22 protein-coding genes and 1 tRNA gene are annotated in these 21,430 nt (G+C 70.3%); 15 read left to right on the top strand and 8 right to left on the bottom strand.

What is annotated here, in order from left to right; all coding sequences use genetic code 11:
- Positions 1-253: 253 nt before the first annotated feature.
- From OKJ99_RS19350 to OKJ99_RS19330, 5 genes are all read left to right on the top strand, one after another.
- Positions 254-2,302: a sensor histidine kinase gene (locus OKJ99_RS19350; RefSeq protein WP_326017962.1), complete on the top strand. Its 2,049-nt coding sequence runs from the start codon at positions 254-256 to the stop codon at positions 2,300-2,302.
- A 171-nt stretch (positions 2,303-2,473) separates the two neighbouring features.
- A complete protein-coding gene (locus OKJ99_RS19345) occupies positions 2,474-2,908 on the top strand; it encodes a roadblock/LC7 domain-containing protein (protein ID WP_326017960.1) in 435 nt (144 codons plus the stop codon).
- A 2-nt stretch (positions 2,909-2,910) separates the two neighbouring features.
- A complete protein-coding gene (locus OKJ99_RS19340) occupies positions 2,911-3,282 on the top strand; it encodes a DUF742 domain-containing protein (protein ID WP_326017958.1) in 372 nt (123 codons plus the stop codon).
- Positions 3,260-3,859 (top strand): GTP-binding protein, encoded by a 600-nt coding sequence (locus tag OKJ99_RS19335; protein ID WP_326017956.1) that lies wholly within the window; start codon positions 3,260-3,262, stop codon positions 3,857-3,859. The genes OKJ99_RS19340 and OKJ99_RS19335 overlap by 23 nt, the downstream gene beginning before the upstream one ends.
- Positions 3,856-4,461 (top strand): GAF domain-containing protein, encoded by a 606-nt coding sequence (locus OKJ99_RS19330; RefSeq protein ID WP_326017955.1) that lies wholly within the window; start codon positions 3,856-3,858, stop codon positions 4,459-4,461. The genes OKJ99_RS19335 and OKJ99_RS19330 overlap by 4 nt, the downstream gene beginning before the upstream one ends.
- Before the next feature lie 23 nt (positions 4,462-4,484).
- Here the strand turns inward: OKJ99_RS19330 and OKJ99_RS19325 are convergent, their stop codons facing one another.
- Both OKJ99_RS19325 and OKJ99_RS19320 read right to left on the bottom strand, forming a co-directional pair.
- Positions 4,485-5,921 (bottom strand): amino acid permease, encoded by a 1,437-nt coding sequence (locus tag OKJ99_RS19325; protein ID WP_326017953.1) that lies wholly within the window; start codon positions 5,919-5,921, stop codon positions 4,485-4,487.
- A 139-nt stretch (positions 5,922-6,060) separates the two neighbouring features.
- Complete coding sequence (locus OKJ99_RS19320; protein WP_326017951.1) at positions 6,061-6,573, bottom strand: hypothetical protein; 513 nt, start codon at positions 6,571-6,573, stop codon at positions 6,061-6,063.
- Positions 6,574-6,885: 312 nt separating this feature from the next.
- Between OKJ99_RS19320 and tdh the strand changes: the two genes are divergently transcribed.
- From tdh to OKJ99_RS19280, 8 genes are all read left to right on the top strand, one after another.
- Positions 6,886-7,914, top strand: a complete 1,029-nt coding sequence (gene tdh, locus OKJ99_RS19315; protein WP_326017949.1) for an L-threonine 3-dehydrogenase — start codon at positions 6,886-6,888, stop codon at positions 7,912-7,914.
- A 49-nt stretch (positions 7,915-7,963) separates the two neighbouring features.
- Positions 7,964-9,154 carry a glycine C-acetyltransferase gene (locus tag OKJ99_RS19310; protein WP_326017948.1) on the top strand — a complete coding sequence of 397 codons (1,191 nt, stop codon included), beginning with the start codon at positions 7,964-7,966 and terminating at the stop codon, positions 9,152-9,154.
- A 136-nt stretch (positions 9,155-9,290) separates the two neighbouring features.
- On the top strand, positions 9,291-10,193 hold the full coding sequence (locus tag OKJ99_RS19305) for a LysR family transcriptional regulator (RefSeq protein WP_326017946.1): 903 nt from the start codon (positions 9,291-9,293) through the stop codon (positions 10,191-10,193).
- Positions 10,194-10,272: 79 nt separating this feature from the next.
- The gene (locus OKJ99_RS19300; protein WP_326017944.1) at positions 10,273-10,878 is read left to right on the top strand and encodes a helix-turn-helix domain-containing protein; all 606 of its coding nucleotides are present in this window, start codon (positions 10,273-10,275) and stop codon (positions 10,876-10,878) included.
- On the top strand, positions 10,875-11,456 hold the full coding sequence (locus OKJ99_RS19295; protein ID WP_326017942.1) for a GNAT family N-acetyltransferase: 582 nt from the start codon (positions 10,875-10,877) through the stop codon (positions 11,454-11,456). The genes OKJ99_RS19300 and OKJ99_RS19295 overlap by 4 nt, the downstream gene beginning before the upstream one ends.
- A 119-nt stretch (positions 11,457-11,575) precedes the next feature.
- Entirely contained in the window at positions 11,576-12,532 is a 957-nt protein-coding gene (locus OKJ99_RS19290; RefSeq protein WP_326017940.1) for an alpha/beta hydrolase, read from the top strand.
- 106 nt (positions 12,533-12,638) lie between these two features.
- Complete coding sequence (locus OKJ99_RS19285; RefSeq protein WP_326017938.1) at positions 12,639-12,998, top strand: MmcQ/YjbR family DNA-binding protein; 360 nt, start codon at positions 12,639-12,641, stop codon at positions 12,996-12,998.
- Positions 12,999-13,097: 99 nt separating this feature from the next.
- The gene (locus OKJ99_RS19280) at positions 13,098-14,426 is read left to right on the top strand and encodes an MFS transporter (protein WP_326017936.1); all 1,329 of its coding nucleotides are present in this window, start codon (positions 13,098-13,100) and stop codon (positions 14,424-14,426) included.
- On the opposite strand, the gene OKJ99_RS19275 is transcribed toward OKJ99_RS19280, so the two are convergent.
- Both OKJ99_RS19275 and OKJ99_RS19270 read right to left on the bottom strand, forming a co-directional pair.
- A complete protein-coding gene (locus OKJ99_RS19275; RefSeq protein WP_326017934.1) occupies positions 14,374-15,321 on the bottom strand; it encodes a transketolase family protein in 948 nt (315 codons plus the stop codon). The two genes, OKJ99_RS19280 and OKJ99_RS19275, sit on opposite strands and share 53 nt — an antisense overlap.
- A gap of 83 nt (positions 15,322-15,404) precedes the next feature.
- The gene (locus OKJ99_RS19270) at positions 15,405-16,055 is read right to left on the bottom strand and encodes a thiamine pyrophosphate-dependent enzyme (RefSeq protein WP_326018154.1); all 651 of its coding nucleotides are present in this window, start codon (positions 16,053-16,055) and stop codon (positions 15,405-15,407) included.
- 265 nt (positions 16,056-16,320) lie between these two features.
- Between OKJ99_RS19270 and OKJ99_RS19265 the strand changes: the two genes are divergently transcribed.
- Positions 16,321-16,394, top strand: a tRNA-Pro gene (locus OKJ99_RS19265).
- A gap of 691 nt (positions 16,395-17,085) precedes the next feature.
- On the opposite strand, the gene OKJ99_RS19260 is transcribed toward OKJ99_RS19265, so the two are convergent.
- The 4 genes from OKJ99_RS19260 to OKJ99_RS19245 form a co-directional block, all read right to left on the bottom strand.
- Positions 17,086-18,006, bottom strand: a complete 921-nt coding sequence (locus tag OKJ99_RS19260) for an aminoglycoside phosphotransferase/kinase family protein (protein WP_326017933.1) — start codon at positions 18,004-18,006, stop codon at positions 17,086-17,088.
- A 182-nt stretch (positions 18,007-18,188) separates the two neighbouring features.
- On the bottom strand, positions 18,189-18,587 hold the full coding sequence (locus OKJ99_RS19255; RefSeq protein ID WP_326017931.1) for an NUDIX hydrolase: 399 nt from the start codon (positions 18,585-18,587) through the stop codon (positions 18,189-18,191).
- 122 nt (positions 18,588-18,709) lie between these two features.
- A complete protein-coding gene (locus OKJ99_RS19250) occupies positions 18,710-19,297 on the bottom strand; it encodes an HD domain-containing protein (protein ID WP_326017930.1) in 588 nt (195 codons plus the stop codon).
- Between the two features lie 12 nt (positions 19,298-19,309).
- Positions 19,310-20,425, bottom strand: a complete 1,116-nt coding sequence (locus OKJ99_RS19245; RefSeq protein WP_326017928.1) for a helix-turn-helix domain-containing protein — start codon at positions 20,423-20,425, stop codon at positions 19,310-19,312.
- A 134-nt stretch (positions 20,426-20,559) separates the two neighbouring features.
- On the opposite strand from OKJ99_RS19245, the gene OKJ99_RS19240 reads away from it, so the two are divergent.
- Positions 20,560-21,417 carry an IS5 family transposase gene (locus OKJ99_RS19240; RefSeq protein WP_326017926.1) on the top strand — a complete coding sequence of 286 codons (858 nt, stop codon included), beginning with the start codon at positions 20,560-20,562 and terminating at the stop codon, positions 21,415-21,417.
- Positions 21,418-21,430: the final 13 nt, after the last annotated feature.

The raw sequence follows: 21,430 nt of genomic DNA, 5'->3' as shown, positions 1-21,430 counted from the left end.
CCAGAGCGGGACCTCGGTCGTCGGAGTTTGTCAACTGCCCCTCGCGTATATGCCGTTGGCGACTACCGTGTGTGCTCGCTGTGCGACGCCCGGTCGCGCTGCCTGCTGCCCCTTCAGCTGCCGAGCCACCCCCTGAACTCAAAGGACTCCTGAACCCCGAACCCCGAACTCAGCACTGAGAGCTGAGAACTCAGGAATCAGGAATCAGGAATCAGGACTCCTGCACTCACAGAACCGAGGACGAGGTCGCCGTATGTCCCAGCTCCGCCAGCCGGCCGCCCGCGCAGACCGCCGCGAAGGCGGTCGGCACGGCAGGCCGGCCGGGCGGGCCGCGCCACAGCCGACCGAGACCCACATACGTTCCCAACTCCTGCGCATCGCCATCCTTCCGCCGCTCGCGGTGGCCCTCGGTGCGAGCGCGGCCGTGCTGTTCGTCCTTCAGCACACGGGAGTGCGGCCCAGCGTGACGCTGTGGGCGGTGCTCGGCGGGGCCTGCCTGGTGACGGTCGCGGGCATCGTGATCGCCGCCATCGCCGCGCGGCGCACCGCGGCCGTCGTACGCGACCGGGTGCTCGCGCTGCGGCAGAGCGCCGCGCACCGACAGTCCGAACTGCGCGACCTGGTCGAGCAGTTGCGCAAGGGCGAGGCGCCGCCACCGCGCCGGGCACCCGCCGTCGGCGCGCCCGGAGGCGACGACTTCGACCGGCTCGCCGTCGACCTCGCGCGCGGCCACGACGTCGCGGTGACCGCCGTCGTCCAGGCCACCCAGCTGTCCAGCCAGGCGGGCAGCCGGCAGAAGGTCGAGGTGTTCGTGAACCTCGCCCGGCGCCTGCAGTCGCTCGTACACCGGGAGATCAGCCTTCTCGACGAGCTGGAGAACCAGGTCGAGGACCCCGACCTGCTCAAGGGCCTCTTCCACGTCGACCACATGGCCACGCGCACCCGTCGGCACGCCGAGAACCTCGCCGTTCTCGGCGGCGCCGTCTCGCGCCGCCAGTGGAGCCACCCCGTGTCCATGACCGAGGTGATGCGCTCCGCGATCGCAGAGGTCGAGCAGTACTCGCGGGTCAAACTCGTGCCGCCGATCGACGGCACCCTGCGCGGGCACGCCGTCGCCGACTGCATCCACCTGCTCGCCGAACTCGTCGAGAACGCCACGGTGTTCTCCGCCCCGCACACCCAGGTCCTGCTCCGCGCCAACCAGGTGACCTCCGGACTCGCCATCGAGGTGGAGGACCGCGGCCTCGGCATGCCGGTCACCGAGCAGAACAAGATGAACACGCTGCTCACCGACCCCGACCAGGTCAACGTGGCCAGCCTCCTCGCGGACGGGCGCATCGGCCTGTTCGTGGTCTCGCAGCTCGCGCGGCGGCACGGCATCACGGTGCGGCTGCAGACCAATATCTACGGGGGAGTGCAGGCGGTCCTCGTACTGCCCCAGGAGCTGCTCGGCGGGGACGGCGACACGGACGGCGCGGGTGTACGCATCCCGCACGTGCGCAAGGCCGCCGCGGCCGCGACCGCGAACAGTGTGCTCGGCAGCGAGGCCGCGCCGTCGGCGAACGGCCACCGGGCGGGCCCGCCGCCACAGTCCAGCCCATCCAGCCCGTCCGGCCCGGGCACCAACGGCACGCGGCCCGCACCGGCCAACCCGTCCGCCCCGGCGCCCCCTTCGCCCGTCCCGCTCCACGGAGCCGTCTCCGTGGTGCCCCGGCAGTCGCACACGGCAACTCCTCCTACGGGTACGCCCCTGGGCACACCTCCCGTCGGCGCGCCGACCGACACACCCGTCACGGCAACGCCTCCCACCGGCACCGGCACCGGTGTCGGCACGCCAACGGGCACGCCCGCCAACGGCACACCACCGGCCCCGCCCCGCCCCGGAACCCACGCCGCCCCCCTCCCGCAGCGCATCGCCGGCGACTCCCGCCCCACCCCCGCCGCCGCCCTCCCCGGCATCCGCCCGGGGGCCCGCGAGGCCGCGGCCCATGCCGAGCCCCCGGCCGCCTGGCCCGAGGGAGTCGTGCGCGGCACCATGGGCCGTCCCCAACTGCCGCGCCGCAGGGCCCAGGAGCACATCGCCCCGCAACTGCGCGGCGGCCCCGCGCCGCGTCATGAGGATGCGGCCCCGTCCGTGCACGACCCCGGCCTCATGGCCGCCTTCCAGCGCGGCATCACGCTCGCCGAGTCGGCCGAACCGAGTGCCTCCGGCGACGAGGGGCCGGACGCTCAGCAGCGGAACCCGGGTCCCGCTCAGCAGCGGCACCCGGGTTCCGACGACCGAGGCGGCGCCCCTGCATGACCACCGTGACGCCGCCCCCGTACCCGCCCCCGCCTCCACCCCCGTACCCACCCCCGTACAGGTACGCGACCACGCGCGCGTACCCACCTGAGAGCCCGCACCGCACCCGCACCCGCCGATCCCCCACCTCCCCGCACCACACCCAGCAGTCCACCAAGGAGTCGATCCCCCATGGCGAGCGATGTGCCGACGGGTCATGTGTCCGATCTCGACTGGCTGATGAGCGGCCTCGTCCAGCGCGTTCCCCACACCAACAGCGCCGTGCTGCTGTCCTCCGACGGCCTCGTCAAGTCCGTGCACGGGCTCGACGCCGACAGCGCCGACCACATGGCGGCCCTCGCCTCGGGCCTCCACTCGCTCGGCCGCAGCGCGGGCATCCGGTTCGCCGACGGCGGCGACGTACGGCAGGTGGTGGTGGAGCTCGACTCGGCGCTGCTGTTCGTGTCGACCGCGGGCTCCGGCACCTGCCTGGCGGTCCTCGCCGGGCGCGACGCCGACGCGGCCGTGCTCGGCTATGAGATGGCCATGCTGGTCAAGAGCGTGCGCCCCTACCTGGTGACCGCACCCCGGCAGCCCTCCGCCGAGCCCACGGCGATGAGGAATTGACCGTGGCGGCCCCGCAGGACGGGCCATGGCTGGACGGCGCCGCGGGCCGGCTCGTGCGTCCGTACACGATCAGCAACGGACGCACCCGGCCGAGCACGTCGATGGATCTGCTGACCCATGTGATGGCCACCGGGGCGACCCCGCTCGGTTACCTGGGTCCGGAACACAGTCAGGCGCTCGACCTGTGTGCGCAGCCCACATCGGTCGCGGAGATCGCCGGCCATCTGAAGCTCCCGGCAGGCGTCACCAAGGTGCTCCTCTCCGACCTCGTCGACTGCCAGGCGATCACCACCAAGCCCCCCACGTTCCACGACAACCCCACTGACCGGTCCCTACTGGAGGCAGTGCTCGATGGACTACGACGCCAGCTCTGACCCTTTCCCCACCGCACTGAAGATCTTGGTCGCGGGCGGGTTCGGGGTCGGCAAGACGACCTACGTAGGGGCCGTCAGCGAGATCGCTCCGCTCAGCACGGAAGAGCTGCTCACCACGGTCAGCGCCGATACCGACGACCTCGACGGCATCGAGAACAAGGTCGAGACGACGGTCGCGATGGACTTCGGGCGGATCACCCTGGATCCCGAACATGTGCTCTATCTGTTCGGCACGCCGGGCCAGGAGCGCTTCTGGTTCATGTGGGACGAGCTGTCCGAGGGCGCCCTCGGAGCGGTCATCCTCGCGGACACGCGCCGCCTGGAGGACTGCTTCGCCGCCGTCGACTTCTTCGAGGAACGCGGCATGGGCTTCATCGTGGCGGTCAACGAGTTCGACGGCTCCTACCGCTACGAGGCCGAGGAGGTCCGCGCCGCCATCGACCTGGACCCGGCGGTGCCCGTCGTGCGCTGCGACGCGCGCATTTCGAGCTCCGGCATCCAGACGCTGCTCACCCTCGTACGACACCTGCTGGCGCACGCACCCGCGACCGCCACGGGGTTCGGGGCCCACACGTGACGTATGACGCCACCAGGAGGCTGCTGCTGACCCCGCAGGACCAGGAGGGCGTCGAGCGGGCCCGCCGGTTGCGCAGGCTCGATCTGGGGCAGCGCGCCGAGCCGGTGTTCGACCGCTTCGCGGACCGGCTCGCCGAGGTGACGGGCGCGCCGTACGCCATGGTCAACTTCATTGACGAGAACCGGCAGTTCTTCGCCGGTCTGCACACTCCCGATGGCGACCATCGGGGCGGCGAACTGGGCGCGGTGGCCGCCTCGGCCGCCAAGTCGACGTCTACGGAAGGTGCAGTGGCGCGCTACATGGCGCGCGATCACGGTTATTGCCCGCATGTAGTCGTGCGGCGCAAAGCACTCGTCCTTGAAGACGTGTGCGACTACCCGCGCTTCGCGGGCAACCCTGTAGTCGACGAAATCGGCATCCGCTCCTACTTGGGCGCGCCTTTGATCGACGAGCGTACGGGGCTCGCGCTCGGCACCGTGTGCGCGGTCGCGACCGAGCCCTGCCCGTGGGGACAGGCGGGGCTCGCGACCATCAAGGGGATGGCGGGTGAACTGATGGAACTGGTGCGGGGGCGGGGCGATCTGCTCGGCCACGGTCCCTAGTCGGCCACGGCCCCTAGGTCGACCTAGGCCCGCACCGCGTGGGCGTCCTTGCGCTGCTTGACGTAGCCGCCCGCGGCCAGCGCGACCACCAGGATCGCGGAGACGAACAGCTGGTCGCGGCCGTCGGCGGTGGTGGCCATCACCACGAAGACGCCCGCGATCGCCGCCAGGGCGAGCCAGGTCAGATACGGGAAGCCCCACATCCTCACGGTGAGCAGCTCGGGCGACTCGCGCTCCAGGCGGCGGCGCATCTTCAGCTGCGCGAGGCAGATGAAGACCCAGCCGACGAGGATGGCGACACCGGTCGTGTTCATCAGCCAGGTGAAGACGGTGTCGGGCCACCAGACGCCGGCGAACACGGCGAAGAAGCCGAAGAGGCAGGACGCGAGCACCGCGGCCACCGGCACGCGGTGGCGCACCCGGCCCAGGAAGCGCGGGCCGAGGCCGCGGGAGACGAGTGAGTAGGCCATGCGGGACGAGCCGTAGATGTTGGCGTTCATCGCCGACAGCAGGGCGACCAGGATGACGGCCTGCATGATGGTCCCGGCGGCCGGGATGCCGAACTCGCCCAGGACGGTGACGTACGGGCCGTCCGCGGCGACGTTCGGGTCGTTCCACGGCACCAGGGCGACGACCAGCGCCATTGACCCTACGTAGAAGAGCGCGATGCGCCACACGGCGGTGCGCACGGCGCGCGCCACGTTCTCGCGCGGCTTGTCGGACTCGGCGGCGGCGATGGACACCGTCTCCAGGCCGCCGTACGCGAAGACGGCGGTGAGCAGTCCTGCGATCAGGCCGGAGGTGCCGGTCGGGAAGAAGCCGCCCCGGCCGGTGAGGTTCGAGGCGCCGGGGGCGTCACCGAAGACGCCGAAGATGCCAAGGACGCCGAGGACGAGGAACGCGCAGATCGCGGTGACCTTCAGGGCCGAGAAGAAGAACTCGAACTCGCCGAAGTTGCGCACGGCGGCCAGGTTGCTCAGGCAGAAGAACACCATGAAGACGGCGACCCACCCGTAGGCGGGCAGGAACGGCACCCAGTTGTGCATGATCTGCCCGGCCGCCGTCGCCTCCGCGGCCACGCCGCAGGTGAGCATCACCCAGTACATCCAGCCGGAGGTCGCCCCCGCCCAGGCGCCGAGTTCACGCTCGGCGTGCACGGAGAACGAGCCGGTGGCCGGCCGCGCGGCGGACATCTCGCCGAGCATCCGCATCAGCAGCATGACCACGAACCCGGCGCCCGCGAAGAGCAGGACGACCGCGGGTCCCGCGGCGGCGATCCCGGCGCCCGACCCTACGAAGAGGCCCGCGCCGATGACGCCGCCGAGGGCGATCATCGAGAGGTGCCGCTGCTTGAGGCCGTGGCCGAGTTCCGTGCCGGTGGAGGCGTCCTCGACGTCGCCCGGCGTGGCGCCGACGTCGGATCCGGCCTGCGGCCGGTCCGTGACGGGGGTCCGTGTCATGGTCGTGCCTGTTCGCTGTCTGAGACGGGTTGAAGTGCGGCGACAGTATGCGAGCAAGCGGGACGCGGTGCGTTGAGTGTCCGTTATTCGGACACACCGTTCGGTGGGCGGATCAACGCGCCTTGGAGCGGGGAGTTCTTCAGCGTGGCCGCTTGAACCACTGGCGCGCCGAGGCCTGCGACAGCAGCACGATCACGACGATGGTCCCCGCGAGCGGCAGGATTCCGCTCGCACTGCGGCTCCGGCCCATGGTGCTGAGGAACAGAAGGATCTGCGCACTCGCCAGGACGATCACCGTGACGCGCGCGCTGTTGCCCGCCGACCCGAAGCGCAGGGCGAAGCCGCCGATCACCAGGACCAGAAGGCTGCTGCCGAGCACCTGCCCGGCGGCCTCCGCGCCCATCAGCGCACCCATGGCGATCGAACCGATGATGCTCAGTCCCACGAGGACGAAGGCGAGCACGCGCGCGACGCGCACGCTCGACGGCATCTCCATCATCGGCGGCACGCCGAGACCCGGCCCGTACCCGTACCCGTACCCGTACCCGTAGCCGGGTGCGTGGCCGGGTGCTTGGCCGTAGCCGGGCGTCTGTGCGTATCCGGGGCCCTGTTGTCCGTACGGGCCGGGGTTCTGGGGCGGTGGCGTGGTCATCGAAACTCCGTTGATAAATGGGCAAGTGGATAAATGGGTGCCGTGAAGCCGCAGAGCATAGCGAAAGCGTGTGCGGGGGCGGGGTGTTGTTCGCGCCGCGCGGTGCTGCGGACGGGCCTGTAGGAAACCTGGGGCGCCGCTTAAGAAAACCTCGATGGACCGAACGCGCCGCGTACGGAAGAGTCTGCGGTGTCGGCGGACCGCATACGGGACGTATCCGGATGACTGCCGCGGCACACCCACACCACCCACTCTCCCTCGCACGCGGGCCGGTTCGCCCTGCCCGCGTGCGCGACGACAGGAGTCGAACCCTTGAAGGCACTGGTCAAGGAGAAGGCCGAACCGGGTCTGTGGCTGACGGACGTCCCCGAGCCCGGCGTCGGCCCCGGGGATGTGCTGATCAAGGTCCTGCGCACCGGGATCTGCGGCACCGATCTGCACATCCGCAGCTGGGACGGCTGGGCGCGGTCGACCATCAGCGCGCCACTGGTCGTGGGCCATGAGTTCGTCGGTGAGGTCGTCGGGACCGGCCGCGACGTGAGTGACATCGCCGTGGGCGACACGGTCAGCGGCGAGGGCCACCTGGTGTGCGGCAAGTGCCGCAACTGCCTTGCCGGGCGCCGCCACTTGTGCCGGGCGACGGTCGGCCTCGGCGTCGGCCGCGACGGCGCGTTCGCCGAGTACGTGGCGCTGCCCGCGTCGAACGTGTGGGTGCACCGCGTCCCCGTCGACCTCGATGTCGCCGCGATCTTCGACCCGTTCGGAAACGCCGTGCACACCGCGCTGTCCTTCCCGCTCGTCGGCGAGGACGTACTGATCACCGGGGCCGGACCCATCGGCCTGATGGCGGCGGCCGTCGCCAAGCACGCCGGCGCCCGCAACGTCGTCATGACCGACGTCAGCGAGGAGCGCCTGGAGCTCGCGCGGAAGGTGGGCGTGAGTCTCGCCCTGAACGTGGCGTCCTCGACCATCGCCGACGGCCAGCGCGAACTCGGCCTGCGCGAGGGCTTCGACGTGGGCCTGGAGATGTCCGGCAACCCCGTCGCGATGCGCGACATGCTCGCGAACATGACCCACGGCGGCAGGATCGCCATGCTCGGCCTGCCGTCCGAGGAGTTCGCCGTCGACTGGGCGCGGATCGTCACCTCGATGATCACCATCAAGGGCATCTACGGCCGCGAGATGTTCGAGACCTGGTACGCGATGTCGGTGCTCCTGGAGGGCGGCCTCGACCTCTCGCCGGTGATAACCGGCCGCTACGCGTACACCGACTTCGACGCGGCGTTCGAGGACGCGGCGAGCGGACGCGGCGGCAAGGTCATCCTGGACTGGACCGCCTGAGCGCGACCGGCCCCGCCCCGAACTCCCCATCTTGAGAAGGACTTTCGTCATGTTCGACAACGCGCGCGCAGACTTCCAGACCACCCTCGACGAGATCGCCGCCGCGGGCCTGCACAAGCCCGAGCGGGTCATCGGCACCCCGCAGTCCGCCACGGTCGACGTCACCGCGGGCGGCCGCCCCGGCGAGGTCCTCAACTTCTGCGCGAACAACTACCTGGGCCTCGCCGACCACCCCGACGTGATCGCGGCGGGCCACGCGGCCCTCGACCGCTGGGGCTACGGCATGGCGTCCGTCCGCTTCATCTGCGGCACGCAGGAGGTCCACAAGGAGCTGGAGGCGCGCCTGTCGGCCTTCCTCGGCCAGGAGGACACGATCCTGTACTCCTCCTGCTTCGACGCCAACGGAGGCGTCTTCGAGACCGTGCTCGGCCCCGAGGACGCGGTGATCTCCGACGCCCTCAACCACGCGTCGATCATCGACGGCATCCGGCTGTCCAAGGCGCAGCGCTTCCGCTACGCCAACCGCGACATGGCCGACCTGGAAGCGCAGTTGAAGGCGGCTTCCGGAGCTCGCAGGAAGCTGATCGTCACGGACGGCGTCTTCTCCATGGACGGCTACGTGGCGCCGCTCGCCGACATCTGCGACCTCGCCGAGCGCTACGACGCCATGGTCATGGTCGACGACTCGCACGCGGTCGGCTTCGTCGGCCCCGGCGGCCGCGGCACTCCCGAGCTGCACGGCGTCATGGACCGCGTCGACATCATCACCGGCACCCTCGGCAAGGCCCTGGGCGGGGCGTCCGGTGGCTACGTAGCGGCGCGCGCCGAGATCGTCGCGCTGCTGCGCCAGCGTTCGCGCCCGTACCTGTTCTCCAACAGCCTCGCCCCGGTGATCGCGGCGGCGTCCCTGAAGGTCCTGGACCTCCTTGAGTCGGCGGGCGACCTGCGCGAGCGCCTCGCGGCGAACACCAAGCTGTTCCGTACGCGGATGACCGAGGAGGGCTTCGACATCCTCCCCGGTGACCACGCGATCGCCCCGGTCATGATCGGCGACGCCTCCGTCGCGGGCCGCATGGCCGAGCTTCTTCTGGAGCGCGGCGTCTACGTGATCGGCTTCTCGTACCCGGTGGTGCCGCAGGGCCAGGCCCGCATCCGCGTCCAGCTGTCGGCGGCGCACTCCACGGAGGACGTGAACCGGGCGGTGGACGCGTTCGTGGCGGCGCGCGCCGAGCTGGGCTGACATCCCTCCCGTACGGGACTGGTACGGGGCTGGCCCGGGACCGGTACGGGACTGGCCCGGGGCTGGTCCCGGACTGGCCGGGACTGGCCGGGATCCCGTACGGACGATTGTCAGACCCGTTTGGGAGAATCGCCCCATGATCGAAGCGCGGCGGCTGCACATCCTCCGTGCGGTGGCCGACCACCGCACCGTCACGGCTGCGGCCGCCGCGCTGTACCTGACCCCGTCGGCGGTCTCGCAGCAGCTCACGGCCCTTGAGCAGGAGACGGGCCACAAACTGGTCGAGCGCGGCGCACGCGGGGTCCGCCTGACGTCGGCCGGCGAGATCCTCCTCACCCACACCAACGCGGTCCTCGCCCAACTGGAGCAGGCCGAGGCCGAACTGGCCGCGTACAGCACCGGCGAGGCGGGAACGGTGACGCTCGCCTCCTTCGCGACGGGCATCGGCCTGGTCGTGGGGCCGGCGCTCGCCCTCCTGTCGAAGGCGGCGCCCGGCATCCGCGTCCGCGTCCGGGACGCCGAGGGCGACGCCAGCCTGCCGATGCTGCTCGACCGGCAGATCGATGTGGCGGTCGCCGTCGACTACCGGGGCGCGCCGGGCGCCGACGACGACCGGATCACGCGCGTGCCGCTGTACACGGAGCCGTTCGACGCGGTCCTGCCGGTCACGCACCGCCTCGCGGCCGCGGAGTGGGTGCCGGTCGCCGACCTCGACAAGGACACGTGGATCGGTCCGTACCCCGGCAACCCCTGCCACGACGTGGTCGTCCTGGCCTGCGAACACGCTGGTTTCTCCCCGCAGTTCGAGCACTCCTCGGACGACTTCCGCGCCGTCGTCGCCCTCGCGTCCGCGGGCGCGGGCGTGGCGCTGGTCCCGCGCTCGGCCCTGCACGGCGTGGACCTGACCCAGGTGGTGGTGCGGCCGATCGACGGGGCGGTGCCGGCCCGGAAGGTCTTCGCGGCGGTGCGGCACGGGGCGGAGGCGCATCCGCTGATCAGGCCGGTCCTTGAGGCGCTGGGGGAGGCGGCGGAGGGCTGAGGGGGAGCCGAGGTTGGGGTGAACCGAGGAGCCCGCTCGCGTAACACCGCTGTTTCATATCCGGGATACCGTGCCGAATATGAGACGCGAAAGTGGCGCGCCGCCGCGCGGCGCCGACGACCCGACGTCGGACCCCGTGGACGCCCGACTCGGTGCCCGACTGGCCGAGCTGCGGGCCGAACGCGGCTGGTCCCTGGGCGAGTTGGCGGAGCGCAGCGGGGTGAGCCGGTCCACCCTGTCGCGGGCCGAGCGCGCCGAGATCAGCCCGACCGCCGCCCTCCTCAATCGCCTCTGCGCGGTCTACGGGCGGACCATGTCGCAGCTCCTGAGCGAGGTCGAGTCGGCACCCGTCCACGTCGTGCGCGTCGCGGACCAGCCCGTCTGGCGTGACGACTCGACCGGCTTCGCGCGCCGCTCCGTTTCCCCGCCACAGGCCGGACTGCGCGGCGAGGTGGTGGAGGGGACCCTTGAGCCCTACGCCGACATCGCCTACGACCGGCCGCCCGTCCCCGGTCTGGAACAGCACATCTGGGTGCTCGACGGCGCCCTCGACCTCACCGTCCAGGGCACGACACACCACCTGGAGACGGGCGACTGCCTGCGCTTCCGCCTCTGGGGCCCGACCCACTTCCACTGCCCGGGCCCCGCACCCGTGCGCTACGCGCTGATGGTGGTGCTCCCATGACATTCACCTGCACGCGTCTTGCGCCCTCGGAATTCCCCTCCTACGTAGATGAGTTGGGGGCCCTCCTGGTCGACGTCGTCCATGGAGGCAGCTCACTCGGCTTCCTCCACGGACTCACGCCCTACGAAGCGGCGACTTGGTGGCGCGACTACGTAGGCCCGTCCGTGGAACGCGGAAGCATGGCCGTGTGGGTGGCGATCGACACCGAGGCGGCGGCCGGAACCCACCGCTGCGTCGGAACGATCTCGCTCGCCTTCACCGAGAAGCCCAACGGCCGCCACCGCGCCGAAGTGGTCAAGCTGATGGTGCACGGCAGCACCCGCGGCACCGGCCTCGGACGCACCCTGCTGGCGACCGCGGAGCGCGCCGCGGCGGAGGCGGGCGTGACGCTCCTGGTCCTCGACACGGAGACCGGCAGCCCGGCCGAGAACTTCTACCGCAAGGCGGGCTGGGACGAGGTCGGTGTCATCCCGGACTACGCGGCCGACCCGGCGGGGGTGCTGCGCCCCACGACCCTGTTCTGCAAGCGCCTCACGCCGATCGAACCGCTCGCGCCGGTCGGCGATCCACAGGAATGAGGCCCTACGGTGCGGGGGAGGTGCAGGCCAGCACGCACACGCATACGCACACGCACCCGCATCGCCCCGCCCCGCCCCGTCCACAGGGCCGTACGGACCGTTCGAGAGGAAGCCGCCAGATGACCGCCACAGACCCGACGTACACGACGAGCGCGCTCAGCACCGGCGACGGCGCCGCCGTGGCCACGTACACCTGGCTGCCCGACGGCGGCAGGCCCCGCGCCTTCGTGCAGATCGCCCACGGCGCGGCCGAACACGGCCAGCGCTACGACCGCTTCGCCCGCCACCTCACCTCCCACGGCTACGCGGTCATCGCCTCCGACCACCGCGGCCACGGCGCCACCGCTCACACCACGGGCGGCTACGGAGTCACGGACGACGGCGACCCCGAGACCGTCGACGCGTGGGTGTCGATCGTCGAGGACCTCAAGGCGATCGGCGACCAGGCGCGCGCCCTCTACCCGAACGTCCCGTTCGTACTGCTGGGCCACAGCCTCGGCTCGCTGCTCGCGCGCGATTACGCGCAGCGGTACGCGGACGACCTGGTGGGCCTGATCCTCTCCGGAACCTTCCGCTCCCTGCCCGGCGCCGACAACGAAGGTGACATCGCGGCCCTGGAGGCCGAGGTCGCGGCGGGCGGCCGCGCCGCATCCTCGCCCTACGTGGGCAATCTCTTCTCCTCCTTCAACGACCCGTACGAGCACCGCACCGGCTTCGAGTGGCTCTCGCGGGACGAGGCGGAGGTCGACAAGTACGTCGCCGACGAACGCTGCGGCTTCGACTTCTCGGCGGGCCTTTCCCTGGACTGGGTCCGCGCGGTGCGCCGCATCAACGACCCGGCGAACCTCGCCCGTATCCCGGCCGACCTGCCGATCCACGTCGCGGTCGGCACGGAGGACCCGTGCAACCAGCGCATGACCCTGGTCCACGAACTCCTTGAGGACTTCCGCTACTTGGGCGTCACCGACCTCACCTGGAGGGGCTACGAGGGAGCCCGCCACGAGATCCTCAACGAGACGAACCGCGACGAGGTGCAGGCGGACCTGGTGGCGTGGCTGGACAAGCGGGTTCCGTGAGCGGCGGTCGGTGAGCGGTCTTCGCGAGCCGTGACGGGGGCCGTCGGGTGAACGGCCGGTCCCGTCAGCCGGGGCATTGTCAGTGGCGTTGGTTACGGTTCGTTGCATGCTGGACGCCGAGGATGTACGCACCGTAGCCCTGTCCCTGCCGGACACGACCGAGAAGGTCGCCTGGAGCATGCCCACGTTCCGGGTCGCGGGGAAGATGTTCGCCACGCTGCCCGAGGACGAGACGTCGATAGCGGTGCGCTGCCCGAAGGAGGAGCGCGACGAACTCGTCCTGTCCGAGCCGGACAAGTTCTGGATCGCCGACCACGAGGCGTCCTTCGCATGGGTCAGGGCCCGCCTCGCGGCCCTGGAGGGCACGGCCGAGCTGCGTGACATCCTCGCCGACTCCTGGCGCCAGGCGGCCCCGACCCGACTCCTGGACGCACACCCCGAGTTGGGCCTTCCACGTGCAGGATGAAATCACGTGAAGCGCCGCACATCCGCATGGCATCATCCGCTCGCGAGGGCGCACCGCGCGCGTGCGGCGCGCCATGGGGACGACGGACGGGGTACGTGGATGGCCGAGCGTGCGCGCGACGGCGAGGGCGACGGGGCCGCGCCCCGGAGCGGCATCTGGACCCGCGACTTCGGCCTCTTCTTCACCGCGAGGGGCGTCGCCAAGCTCGGCGACAGCATGCTGCCGGTGGCGCTCGCGGCGGGCCTGCTGCAGTACGGCTACGGGGCGGGCGCGGTCGGCCTCGCCATGGCCTCCTCGGTGGCCTGCTTCGCAGGCCTGGTCATCTTCGGCGGGGTACTGGCGGACCGTTTCAACACGCGCCTGCTGATGACGGGCGCCGACCTCGCACGCCTGGTCACGCAGTCCCTCGCGGCCGTCATGTTCTTCACCGGCCATGTCGTGCTCTGGGAGATCTGCGTCATCGGCGCGATCAACGGTTCGGCCGCGGCGGTCTTCCAACCCGGCGTCGCCGGCACGGTGCCCCGCCTGGCCTCCGACGTCCAGGCGGCCAACGGCGCGATCCGCGTGGCGGAGTCCGGCGCGCAACTGGCGGGCCCGGCGGTGGCGGGCATGCTGGTCGCGCTGGCCTCACCGGGTCTGGTCTTCGCGGCCCACGCGGGAACGTACGGCCTGAGCGCCCTGTGCCTGCTCCTCCTGCGCTTGCCACCGGTGGTGCGGGACAGCGACAAGACACGTACCCGAGGTGCCTTCCGCTCCGAACTCGTAGAGGGATGGCGGGAGTTCAGATCGCGGAGATGGCTCTGGGGTGTGATCTCGGTCTGGTGCGTGCTGATGATAGGAGCGTGGGGCCCGGCCGTCCCCCTGGTCGCCGTTCAGGTCACCCAGGAGTACGGCTCGAGCGGGTACGGCCTGGTGAACTCGGCGCTCGGCGCGGGCACGGTCATCGGCGGAGTACTCGCCCTGCGCGTGCGCCCGCGCCGGATGCTGCGCGCGGGCGCCCTGGCCCTGTTCGGCTTCGCCCTGTTCCCCGCGACGGCGGGCGCGGGCCTGGGGGTGCCGTGGATGATGGCGGGCTGCGCGGTGGCGGGCGCCGGCATGTCGTTCTGGGGGGTGATGTGGGCGACGAGCGTCCAGACCCAGGTCCCACGCGAGGTCCTCAACCGCATCCATGCCTACGAGGTGGCCGGCTCCATCGCCATGCAGCCGGTGGGCCAGGCGTTGGCGGGCCCGGCGGCGGCCACGTTCGGCACGCAGCAGGTCCTGCTGGCGGGCGGAGTGGTCACGCTGATGGTGGCAACGACGATGATCTCGATCCCGGCCATCAGGGGCCTGGTGAGGGCGGACGCGCTTCCGCAGGCCCCGCACGGGCTCCCCGCTACGCCGGAACTCCGACAGCGCCGCCGCTACGGGAGAGCAGAAACCCACTGATCCGCTCCCGCAGCGCCCCCGCGTCGAGCCCATGCCCGGCGACGTGCTCCTCGACGCTCCCGTACCGCCGCAACTCCCGCCGCCCGACACCGAGCCCGAGCACGCGGTGCGGCAGATCGGCGAGAGCGTCATTGGCGGCGCCGGTGGAGGTCCCGGCGAGATAGGGCTCGACGACCACGACGTCGGCACGGTCACTCGCGCCCACGGCCCGCCGCAGCCCGGCGCCATCAAAGGGCCGAACGGTGGTCCCGTACAGCACACTGACATCAAGCCCCTCGGTGGCGGCAAGCACGTTGTCCAACATGGGCCCAACGGCGACAACGACCCCCTGCCGCCCTTCCCGCACGGTGAGGAACCGCTCCCCATCGACAGGCAGCGCCTCCCGATTCCCCTGTACGGAGAGCCGCACGTACTCCCGCGAATCACTCACGGCCTCGCCACCGGCCCCGACGGCATGCCGCAGCAGGACCTCGGCCTCATCGGGATGCCCTGGCACATGCACACGCCACCCGTCGAGGGTGTCGAGCAAGGCCACGTCACCGGGAGACATGTGCGTGAAGCCCCCGGAAGACACGTCGTACGACGCGCCCGCACTCACCAGCACACCCCCGACCCCCTGATGCCCGAAGTCCAACTTCACCTGCTCAAAAGGCCGTTCAACGAGGAAGCTCGCGAAGGTGTGCAGCACGGGCCGCATCCCGGCGAGCGCGACCCCCGCCCCGGCCCCGACGAGCAACTGCTCCCGGATCCCGACATTGATCACCCGCTCCGGATGCCGCCGAGCGGCCCCGGCAAACGGCGCGGCCCCGATCTCGGCGAGCACGACGGCGACGCGCGGATCCTCATCGAGGATCTGGCTGAGAACAGGGGCGAACCGATCACGCATGGTGTCCACGAGAGCGTTCCTTCCAGAAGGGGGAGTGGTGCCGGGGAGCGGGAGCGGGAGAGGGCGCGAGGGCGCCGGGGAGGGAGGGGAACTCACTCGAACTTGGGCTCGACGCGTGCGACGACGACGTGCGGCCGCCCCGGGTGCGGCGCGGTGAAGGCCTGGTACAGGGCTTCGTGATCCCGCCCGTCGACGGTCACCGTCGACCACCCGGCGGCCTCGAACCGGGCGGCGATGCCCCCGGCCCGGCCGTAAGTGGCGGACAGGTTGTCGACGACGACGGTGTGCAGCCGCTCGAGCCCGATGGCCCCGGCGAAGGCGATGGCCTCGTGGTTGCTGCCCTCGTCGAGCTCGGCGTCCCCGACCAGGGTCCAGACGGCCGGCTCGTCCAGCCCCTGGGCCCGCAGCCCGAGCGCGGTCCCGACGGCGATCGGCAACCCGTGCCCCAGCGACCCGCTCCCGATCTCGACACCCGGCACGAGCACCCGATCGGGATGATGCCCAAGCCGCGACTCGTACGCCCCGAACCCCGTCAGCCACTCCTCGGGCACAAACCCCTTGGCAACGAGCACGGCGTAGTACGCCATGGGCCCGTGCCCCTTCGACAACAGAAACCGATCCCGCCCGACTCCCTCGACACTCTCCGGCCCGACCCGCAGCACGCGGTCGTACAGCACCCACAGCACGTCGAGGGTGGAGGTGGCGGCGGGCCCGTGCTTCTCGTCCCCGGTCATCAGGCTCATGAGCCGAGACAGATCCGCGTAGCGATAGCCGGGGTGGCCGACGGCCTCGGTAGCTCCGACGGTTCCGGTGGCACTGGTGGCGATGTCATCCGCTGTGGTCGTCATGCAGGCAGCCTGCAACCTTAACTTTGCTTGAGGTCAACCCCTGCTCCCGCGACGTGCCGGATCCCGGCCGCGCACCGTAAGTGATTCACGACCACCGCCCCGAGTGCGGTATGGTTTCTCTGCGCGTGAGGCCAGGGGGAAACCCCAGGTCAACGAGCATCGGGACGTGGCGCAGCTTGGTAGCGCACTTGACTGGGGGTCAAGGGGTCGCAGGTTCAAATCCTGTCGTCCCGACAAGTTCGAACGATCGAACGTCGCAGGTGAAGGGCCGTTTTCGAACGGCCCTTTTTCTGTTGCTCCCACGCTCCCAGTGGGAGCGTGGCGAGCGGGAGCGTGCTCCCAGTGTCCCCTTGCCGGTTTGCTCCCACTCGGGCCGATGCGCACATATTCGATTCCTTGCGCGCGTGTTCACATCCGTGCCCGGTTTGTTATCCCTGGCTCCCGTCCTATGGGTGGCTTTCTGGGTATGTGCTTGCGCTCTTCGTGCTGGTGGGGGTCGCTCCCAGCGGGAGTGGGGTCGGGAGCGGGGTCCCCTTGGCTGGAATTTGGGTTATGGGGCCATGCGAAATTTTGACCCCAGTTCCGATTTCGTGCGGGCGGTATGCGGCTTTTCGGTGGTGGCTGTTGGGGGCTGCATTGAGAGGTTGAACGCGGGTGGGAGCGGTTCGGTGGGGTTCATGGGTGTCGCGCGCTCTGGGGAAGAGAGTCATCGCAGCCAAGTTCGCTCCCACCGGGAGCCTCCCCATACCTCGGTCTGATGGTCGACTCCATCTCGAGGCCCACGTGACGAATACGCTCGCGGGCCGGGAGCGCGCGCCTGCCGCCGTCCTGCGTGCCTCGACGAGGGGGTGCCCCTGTTCGCGGCGCGATGGGTATCCGCTGGAGTGGCCGACCACTTCCGGTAGCAACCTGGTCGGCTTCCTCTCTATGCGTTTGCTCGGCGTAGGCGCCCTTCGGCCTGATCATGGACGGCGTCACCGGACTGCGGGGCATCACCGTGCAGGGCTTCCCATCGGGAGTTGTGGAGTGCTGGCCACAGGCTGGCAGCCCATGCGATCTGCTGTTCCTCCTTGGTGAACCGGCGCCCCCGGAGATCTTGGTAGGCGGCCAGGAACGCCGCGGAACTCTCGATCGGGGCCAGGGTTGGCGGCGAGGTGCTGGCGAACGCTCCGCAGGCCGCGCCTGCCAGTGCCGCCTCAGGCTGCCACGCCAGGCTGTCCCAGTCGTGCACGGTCCAGATGCCATCGTCGTGCCAGCGGAGGTTCTGTGCTTCGAAGTCGGCGTGGCCGAGCACACACGGCAGGTCGGCCGCCAGTAGTCGCTTGCGGGCCCGGACGGCGGTCTCGACAACGTGCGCGGGCACGGGGCTTTGGTCTTGCTCGTCGAGGAAGTCGATCCTCGGCCACAGCCCCACATCGTTATGGTCCCAACGCGCCCAGCGTGGGTTCGGTAAGGGCGGCGTGACGGCTACATCGACGAGTTCGGTCATCAGCCAGGCGAACACCTCCGCGTAGCGCACGGCTACGTCCGGCGAGTCGCCGCGCAACAGTTCACCGCCGGGCCGCGACTCCTCGGCGTGTACTGTCAGCGAACCGACGCCGACCACAGGCGTGAGCGGCCGCGCGCACGCAAATCCCCGTTCCGCCAGGCGGCTTTGGGCGGCGACACATGAAGCGGTGCGGCCGTCGTCCTCGCGAGCCTTCACCACGACGTCTCGCCCACCTGCCAGCCGGAGCCCGAACACCGCCGACAGTGACCGACTTTCGAACAGCACTCCGACCGGCTCGTTGCCCAGTTGGTCCACGCACCAACCCGCCAGCCAGCCGGGCAGGTTATCCAGCGTCATAGCCGCGACTGTGCCATGGGTGACTCGCAATGGGGAAGTGACCGGACACGTGACCACGCCCCGGCGATGCGGACGGCCGCGGACCAGCCGTCGGGCGAAGTGCACTTGCCCATTGTCAACGCCTCAAGTGATCTGCGAGGTGTCGTACTGTGCGTGCGGTGCTGCGTACCGTGGCCGGTACATCAGTCGACGCGCCTGGTCGTGAGGAGGAGGGCGAGTGGGCCCGCGGGGAGCAGGAAGCGTCCGTGTTCGGCCGCGTCCAGGGCGCAGTCGAGCGGCCACCAGTCGAGTTTGAAGTCCTGCTCATTCTCGGTGAGTTCCTGTGGCCCGAGGGTCAGGTTCTGGGCGAGGAAGAGATGGATACGGGCGGTTGAGGCCAGCGTCATGGCGTAGTTGCCCAGGGCGGTCCAGGACGATGCGGTGACGCCGGCCTCCTCCTTGAGCTCACGCTTTACGCCGGTGAGTGCGTCCTCGCCGCCCTCGCGTCGTCCTCCGGGGAAGAACAGGAGGTCGCCCCCGTGGTCGGGGAAGGGGGCGCGGAGGATGGCGATTTTGCCGGTGTCGTCGAGGGCTGCGATCACGGAGGCGTCGCGGACGGGGCATCGACCATGGGCGGTGATCGTACCGGTCACGCATGAGTCGGCGAATGCCTGTACCCGGGACGCGTCTCCATGGCGCGTCCCGGCGTTGACGGTGGCCCATGTCAGGGCTTCTCGCCGAGGGCGGCCCGGAACCAGTCCAGTGAGCCGGTCTTGAGTACGGCGTCGGCGAGGCCCTGGCCGGACTGCGTGGTGATCCGGCCGCGGGAGTTGTCGATCCAGCGTTGCATGTTGACGTAGCCCTGGTCGCGGTACTCGATGCCCTGGATCATGCACTCCAGCTTGTCGGCATCCCGGGCACAGACGGCCTCGGGAGAGGCCTTGTCCTCGTACTCGCCGATCAGATCGCGCACGGCGCCAGCCAATCCCGCCGGGAAGCCCTGTACCTGGTCGTCGGCGATGTCGCGAGGGTCGGCCTCGGTGCCGCCGGTGTACTTCTTCCCGAGGTGGTTGACGTCGCCGGTACGGGTCTCGCCGGTGTCGTGCCAGACGGCGAGGAAGGCAGCCTGCGCGGGATCGGCGCCTTCGAGCTTGGCGATGATCGAGGCGATCACGGCGACCCGCCAGGAGTGCTCGGCGACGGACTCAGGGTCCTTGACGCCGCCCATCCACCAGCCGGTGCGTTTGGTGTGCTTGAGCGTTCCTGCCTCGTACAGGAATCGCGCTACCGGAGTCAGGTCGTCGTCAGCCACCGTGGGCTCCTCTCACGCCTCAGCGAGGCGGATCGCGTACCGGATGCTCTCCAGCTCGCGTTGACCGCGTGCGGAGAGCTCACGGCTATCCAACATCACCGGCAGCTTGTCGCGAAGGGCGCGGGAAGCGGCCCCGGATCGCAGGAGGTTGGGGCGGATCTGGAGAAGGGACCACAGGGTGTGGATGTTCAGGTCCACGTATCCGTGCATGGGCGAGAGTCCGCCGACCAGATGCATCAGGAGCTTGTCCCCTGGCCATGGCTGAGGGGATCCGTCGGCGATGAAGTCGTCGCTGAGCTGAGGTGTCGTCATCTCGCCGACCCAATAGGCCCAGTAGGAGAGATTGGCGGACTCGCCGGCATCGTCGTCCAGGAGTACGTGGTCGATGAAGTGGGCCATGCGGTCGCGGTCGCCGTGCCGGGCACCGACGGCGGCGACGGAACGCTCGTTGAGCCACGAGGTGAGCCAGTCGCCCGGCCGCTCGGTGCGCTGCTGGTGGGCGAGCCAGTCCGCACTGTCGGTCGCGTCGTCGTATCCGGAGAGGTAGAGCGCCTGACGGCGCAGAAGGAACTCGCCTTCACCGCGGGCCTTTTCGGCGGTACCCCGCATTACGCCGAAGAAGCGGGTGCGCTCTGACGCTGTCAGTTCGGGCCCGACTGGGGCTGGCCCGCGCCTGGGGCGCGGTGGTGGTGGCAGCGTGCGCACGGGGCCGGGCGGCACGCCGTTCAGTGGCCACGCGAGAACTTCGGCCAGGTCCCGTTGCATCACCATCACGCCGAGCGGGCTCTCGTCGCCGGGATCCTGCTCGTCGAGCACGCTCGCGAGGAGGACGTCGGCCTCCAGGCCTCGCTCGAGTGCCTGCAGTAGCGCGGGTGGCGTGCCCATCTGCATGAGACGCGACCGGGTCGTGAGCATCTGCCCGACTGGCACGGAGGGAAGTGGGCGGCGCCCCGTCTCCCAGCCGGCGATGGTGTCGATGCTGACCCTCAGATGGCCCGCGGCCTCCTCCTGTGTATAGCCAAGTTGCTCGCGGATGACGCGTAAGACGTACCCGCTGATCAGGCCTGTTCGTGCTCGTGAAGCCGAACCCGTACCGCCGGTCAGGGTTCGGTGAAGGCTTGGCCGCATGGAGGCCCTTCCCGGTGCCTTGGACAGCAAGTCACCTGTACCCGCAGTCACTTAGTGGGTGTTCTGCGAGCCGTCGTGGCCGGTTGTCCGGATTGAGGGGTTGGGGTTGAGGGCTTCTGCGGTGTGCTGGAGACGTGGCTGAGCGGCAGCCGTACCCGAGTGATCTGTCGGATGAGGCATGGGAGTTGATCCGGCCGGTCATCACGGCCTGGAAGGGGCAGCACCGCTCGGTCAGTGGTCATGAGGGCCGCTACGAGATGCGGGAGATCGTCAACGCGATCCTGTACCAGGCCCGGGTCGGCTGCCAGTGGCGCTATCTTCCGCACGACTTCCCGCCGTACACCGCGGTGTACTACTACTTCGGGCTGTGGCGCGACGACGGCACCGACCGGACCATCCACGACCTGTTGCGCTGGCAGGTCCGCGAATCGAAGGGCCGGGGCGAGGACCCGTCCGCGGTCGTAATGGACTCCCAGACCGTGCACGTCTCGCTCAACGCGCCGAAGAAGACGGCCGGGCTGGATCCGGGCAAGAAGAGCCGGGGCCGCAAGCGGGGCATCGCCACCGATGTACTCGGTCTGCTCATCGCGGTGATCGTGGTCGCCGCGAGCGTGCATGACAACGCTATCGGGATCACGCTGCTGGACCAGGTGGCCGCCGACAACCCGACGGTGGCCAAGGGCTGGGTCGATGCCGGGTTCAAGAACGCCGTCATCGAGCACGGCAGATCGCTGGGCATCGACGTCGAGGTCGTCTCACGTGATCCGCAGACCAGGGGGTTCGCCCCGGCACCGAAACGGTGGATCGTCGAGCAGACCTTCGGCACCCTCATGCTGCACCGCCGCCTCGCCCGGGACTACGAGACCCTGCCCGCCAGTTCGGCATCCTGGATCCGCTGGTCGATGACCGACATCATGACCCACCGGCTCACCGCCACGACGACCCCCGCCTGGCGGGACCCGCCACCGGCCCGCCTGCCCGGACCGGCATGAACGCGCGGGAGTG

Source organism: Streptomyces endophyticus (assembly GCF_035798155.1).
Classification (GTDB): domain Bacteria; phylum Actinomycetota; class Actinomycetes; order Streptomycetales; family Streptomycetaceae; genus Streptomyces; species Streptomyces endophyticus.
The sequence above is the reverse complement of the archived record's forward strand: the minus strand, read 5'-3'. Positions and strand labels throughout refer to the sequence as shown.

Excerpts from the sequence above, each read along its gene's own strand:
- OKJ99_RS19350 (WP_326017962.1), top strand. The coding sequence starts at position 254 with ATGTCCCAGCTCCGCCAGCCGGCCGCCCGCGCAGACCGCCGCGAAGGC.
- OKJ99_RS19345 (WP_326017960.1), top strand. The coding sequence starts at position 2,474 with ATGGCGAGCGATGTGCCGACGGGTCATGTGTCCGATCTCGACTGGCTG.
- OKJ99_RS19335 (WP_326017956.1), top strand. The coding sequence starts at position 3,260 with ATGGACTACGACGCCAGCTCTGACCCTTTCCCCACCGCACTGAAGATC.
- OKJ99_RS19325 (WP_326017953.1), bottom strand. The coding sequence starts at position 5,921 with ATGACACGGACCCCCGTCACGGACCGGCCGCAGGCCGGATCCGACGTC.
- OKJ99_RS19320 (WP_326017951.1), bottom strand. The coding sequence starts at position 6,573 with ATGACCACGCCACCGCCCCAGAACCCCGGCCCGTACGGACAACAGGGC.
- OKJ99_RS19310 (WP_326017948.1), top strand. The coding sequence starts at position 7,964 with ATGTTCGACAACGCGCGCGCAGACTTCCAGACCACCCTCGACGAGATC.
- OKJ99_RS19305 (WP_326017946.1), top strand. The coding sequence starts at position 9,291 with ATGATCGAAGCGCGGCGGCTGCACATCCTCCGTGCGGTGGCCGACCAC.
- OKJ99_RS19300 (WP_326017944.1), top strand. The coding sequence starts at position 10,273 with ATGAGACGCGAAAGTGGCGCGCCGCCGCGCGGCGCCGACGACCCGACG.
- OKJ99_RS19295 (WP_326017942.1), top strand. The coding sequence starts at position 10,875 with ATGACATTCACCTGCACGCGTCTTGCGCCCTCGGAATTCCCCTCCTAC.
- OKJ99_RS19290 (WP_326017940.1), top strand. The coding sequence starts at position 11,576 with ATGACCGCCACAGACCCGACGTACACGACGAGCGCGCTCAGCACCGGC.
- OKJ99_RS19285 (WP_326017938.1), top strand. The coding sequence starts at position 12,639 with ATGCTGGACGCCGAGGATGTACGCACCGTAGCCCTGTCCCTGCCGGAC.
- OKJ99_RS19280 (WP_326017936.1), top strand. The coding sequence starts at position 13,098 with ATGGCCGAGCGTGCGCGCGACGGCGAGGGCGACGGGGCCGCGCCCCGG.
- OKJ99_RS19270 (WP_326018154.1), bottom strand. The coding sequence starts at position 16,055 with ATGAGCCTGATGACCGGGGACGAGAAGCACGGGCCCGCCGCCACCTCC.
- OKJ99_RS19260 (WP_326017933.1), bottom strand. The coding sequence starts at position 18,006 with ATGACGCTGGATAACCTGCCCGGCTGGCTGGCGGGTTGGTGCGTGGAC.
- OKJ99_RS19245 (WP_326017928.1), bottom strand. The coding sequence starts at position 20,425 with ATGCGGCCAAGCCTTCACCGAACCCTGACCGGCGGTACGGGTTCGGCT.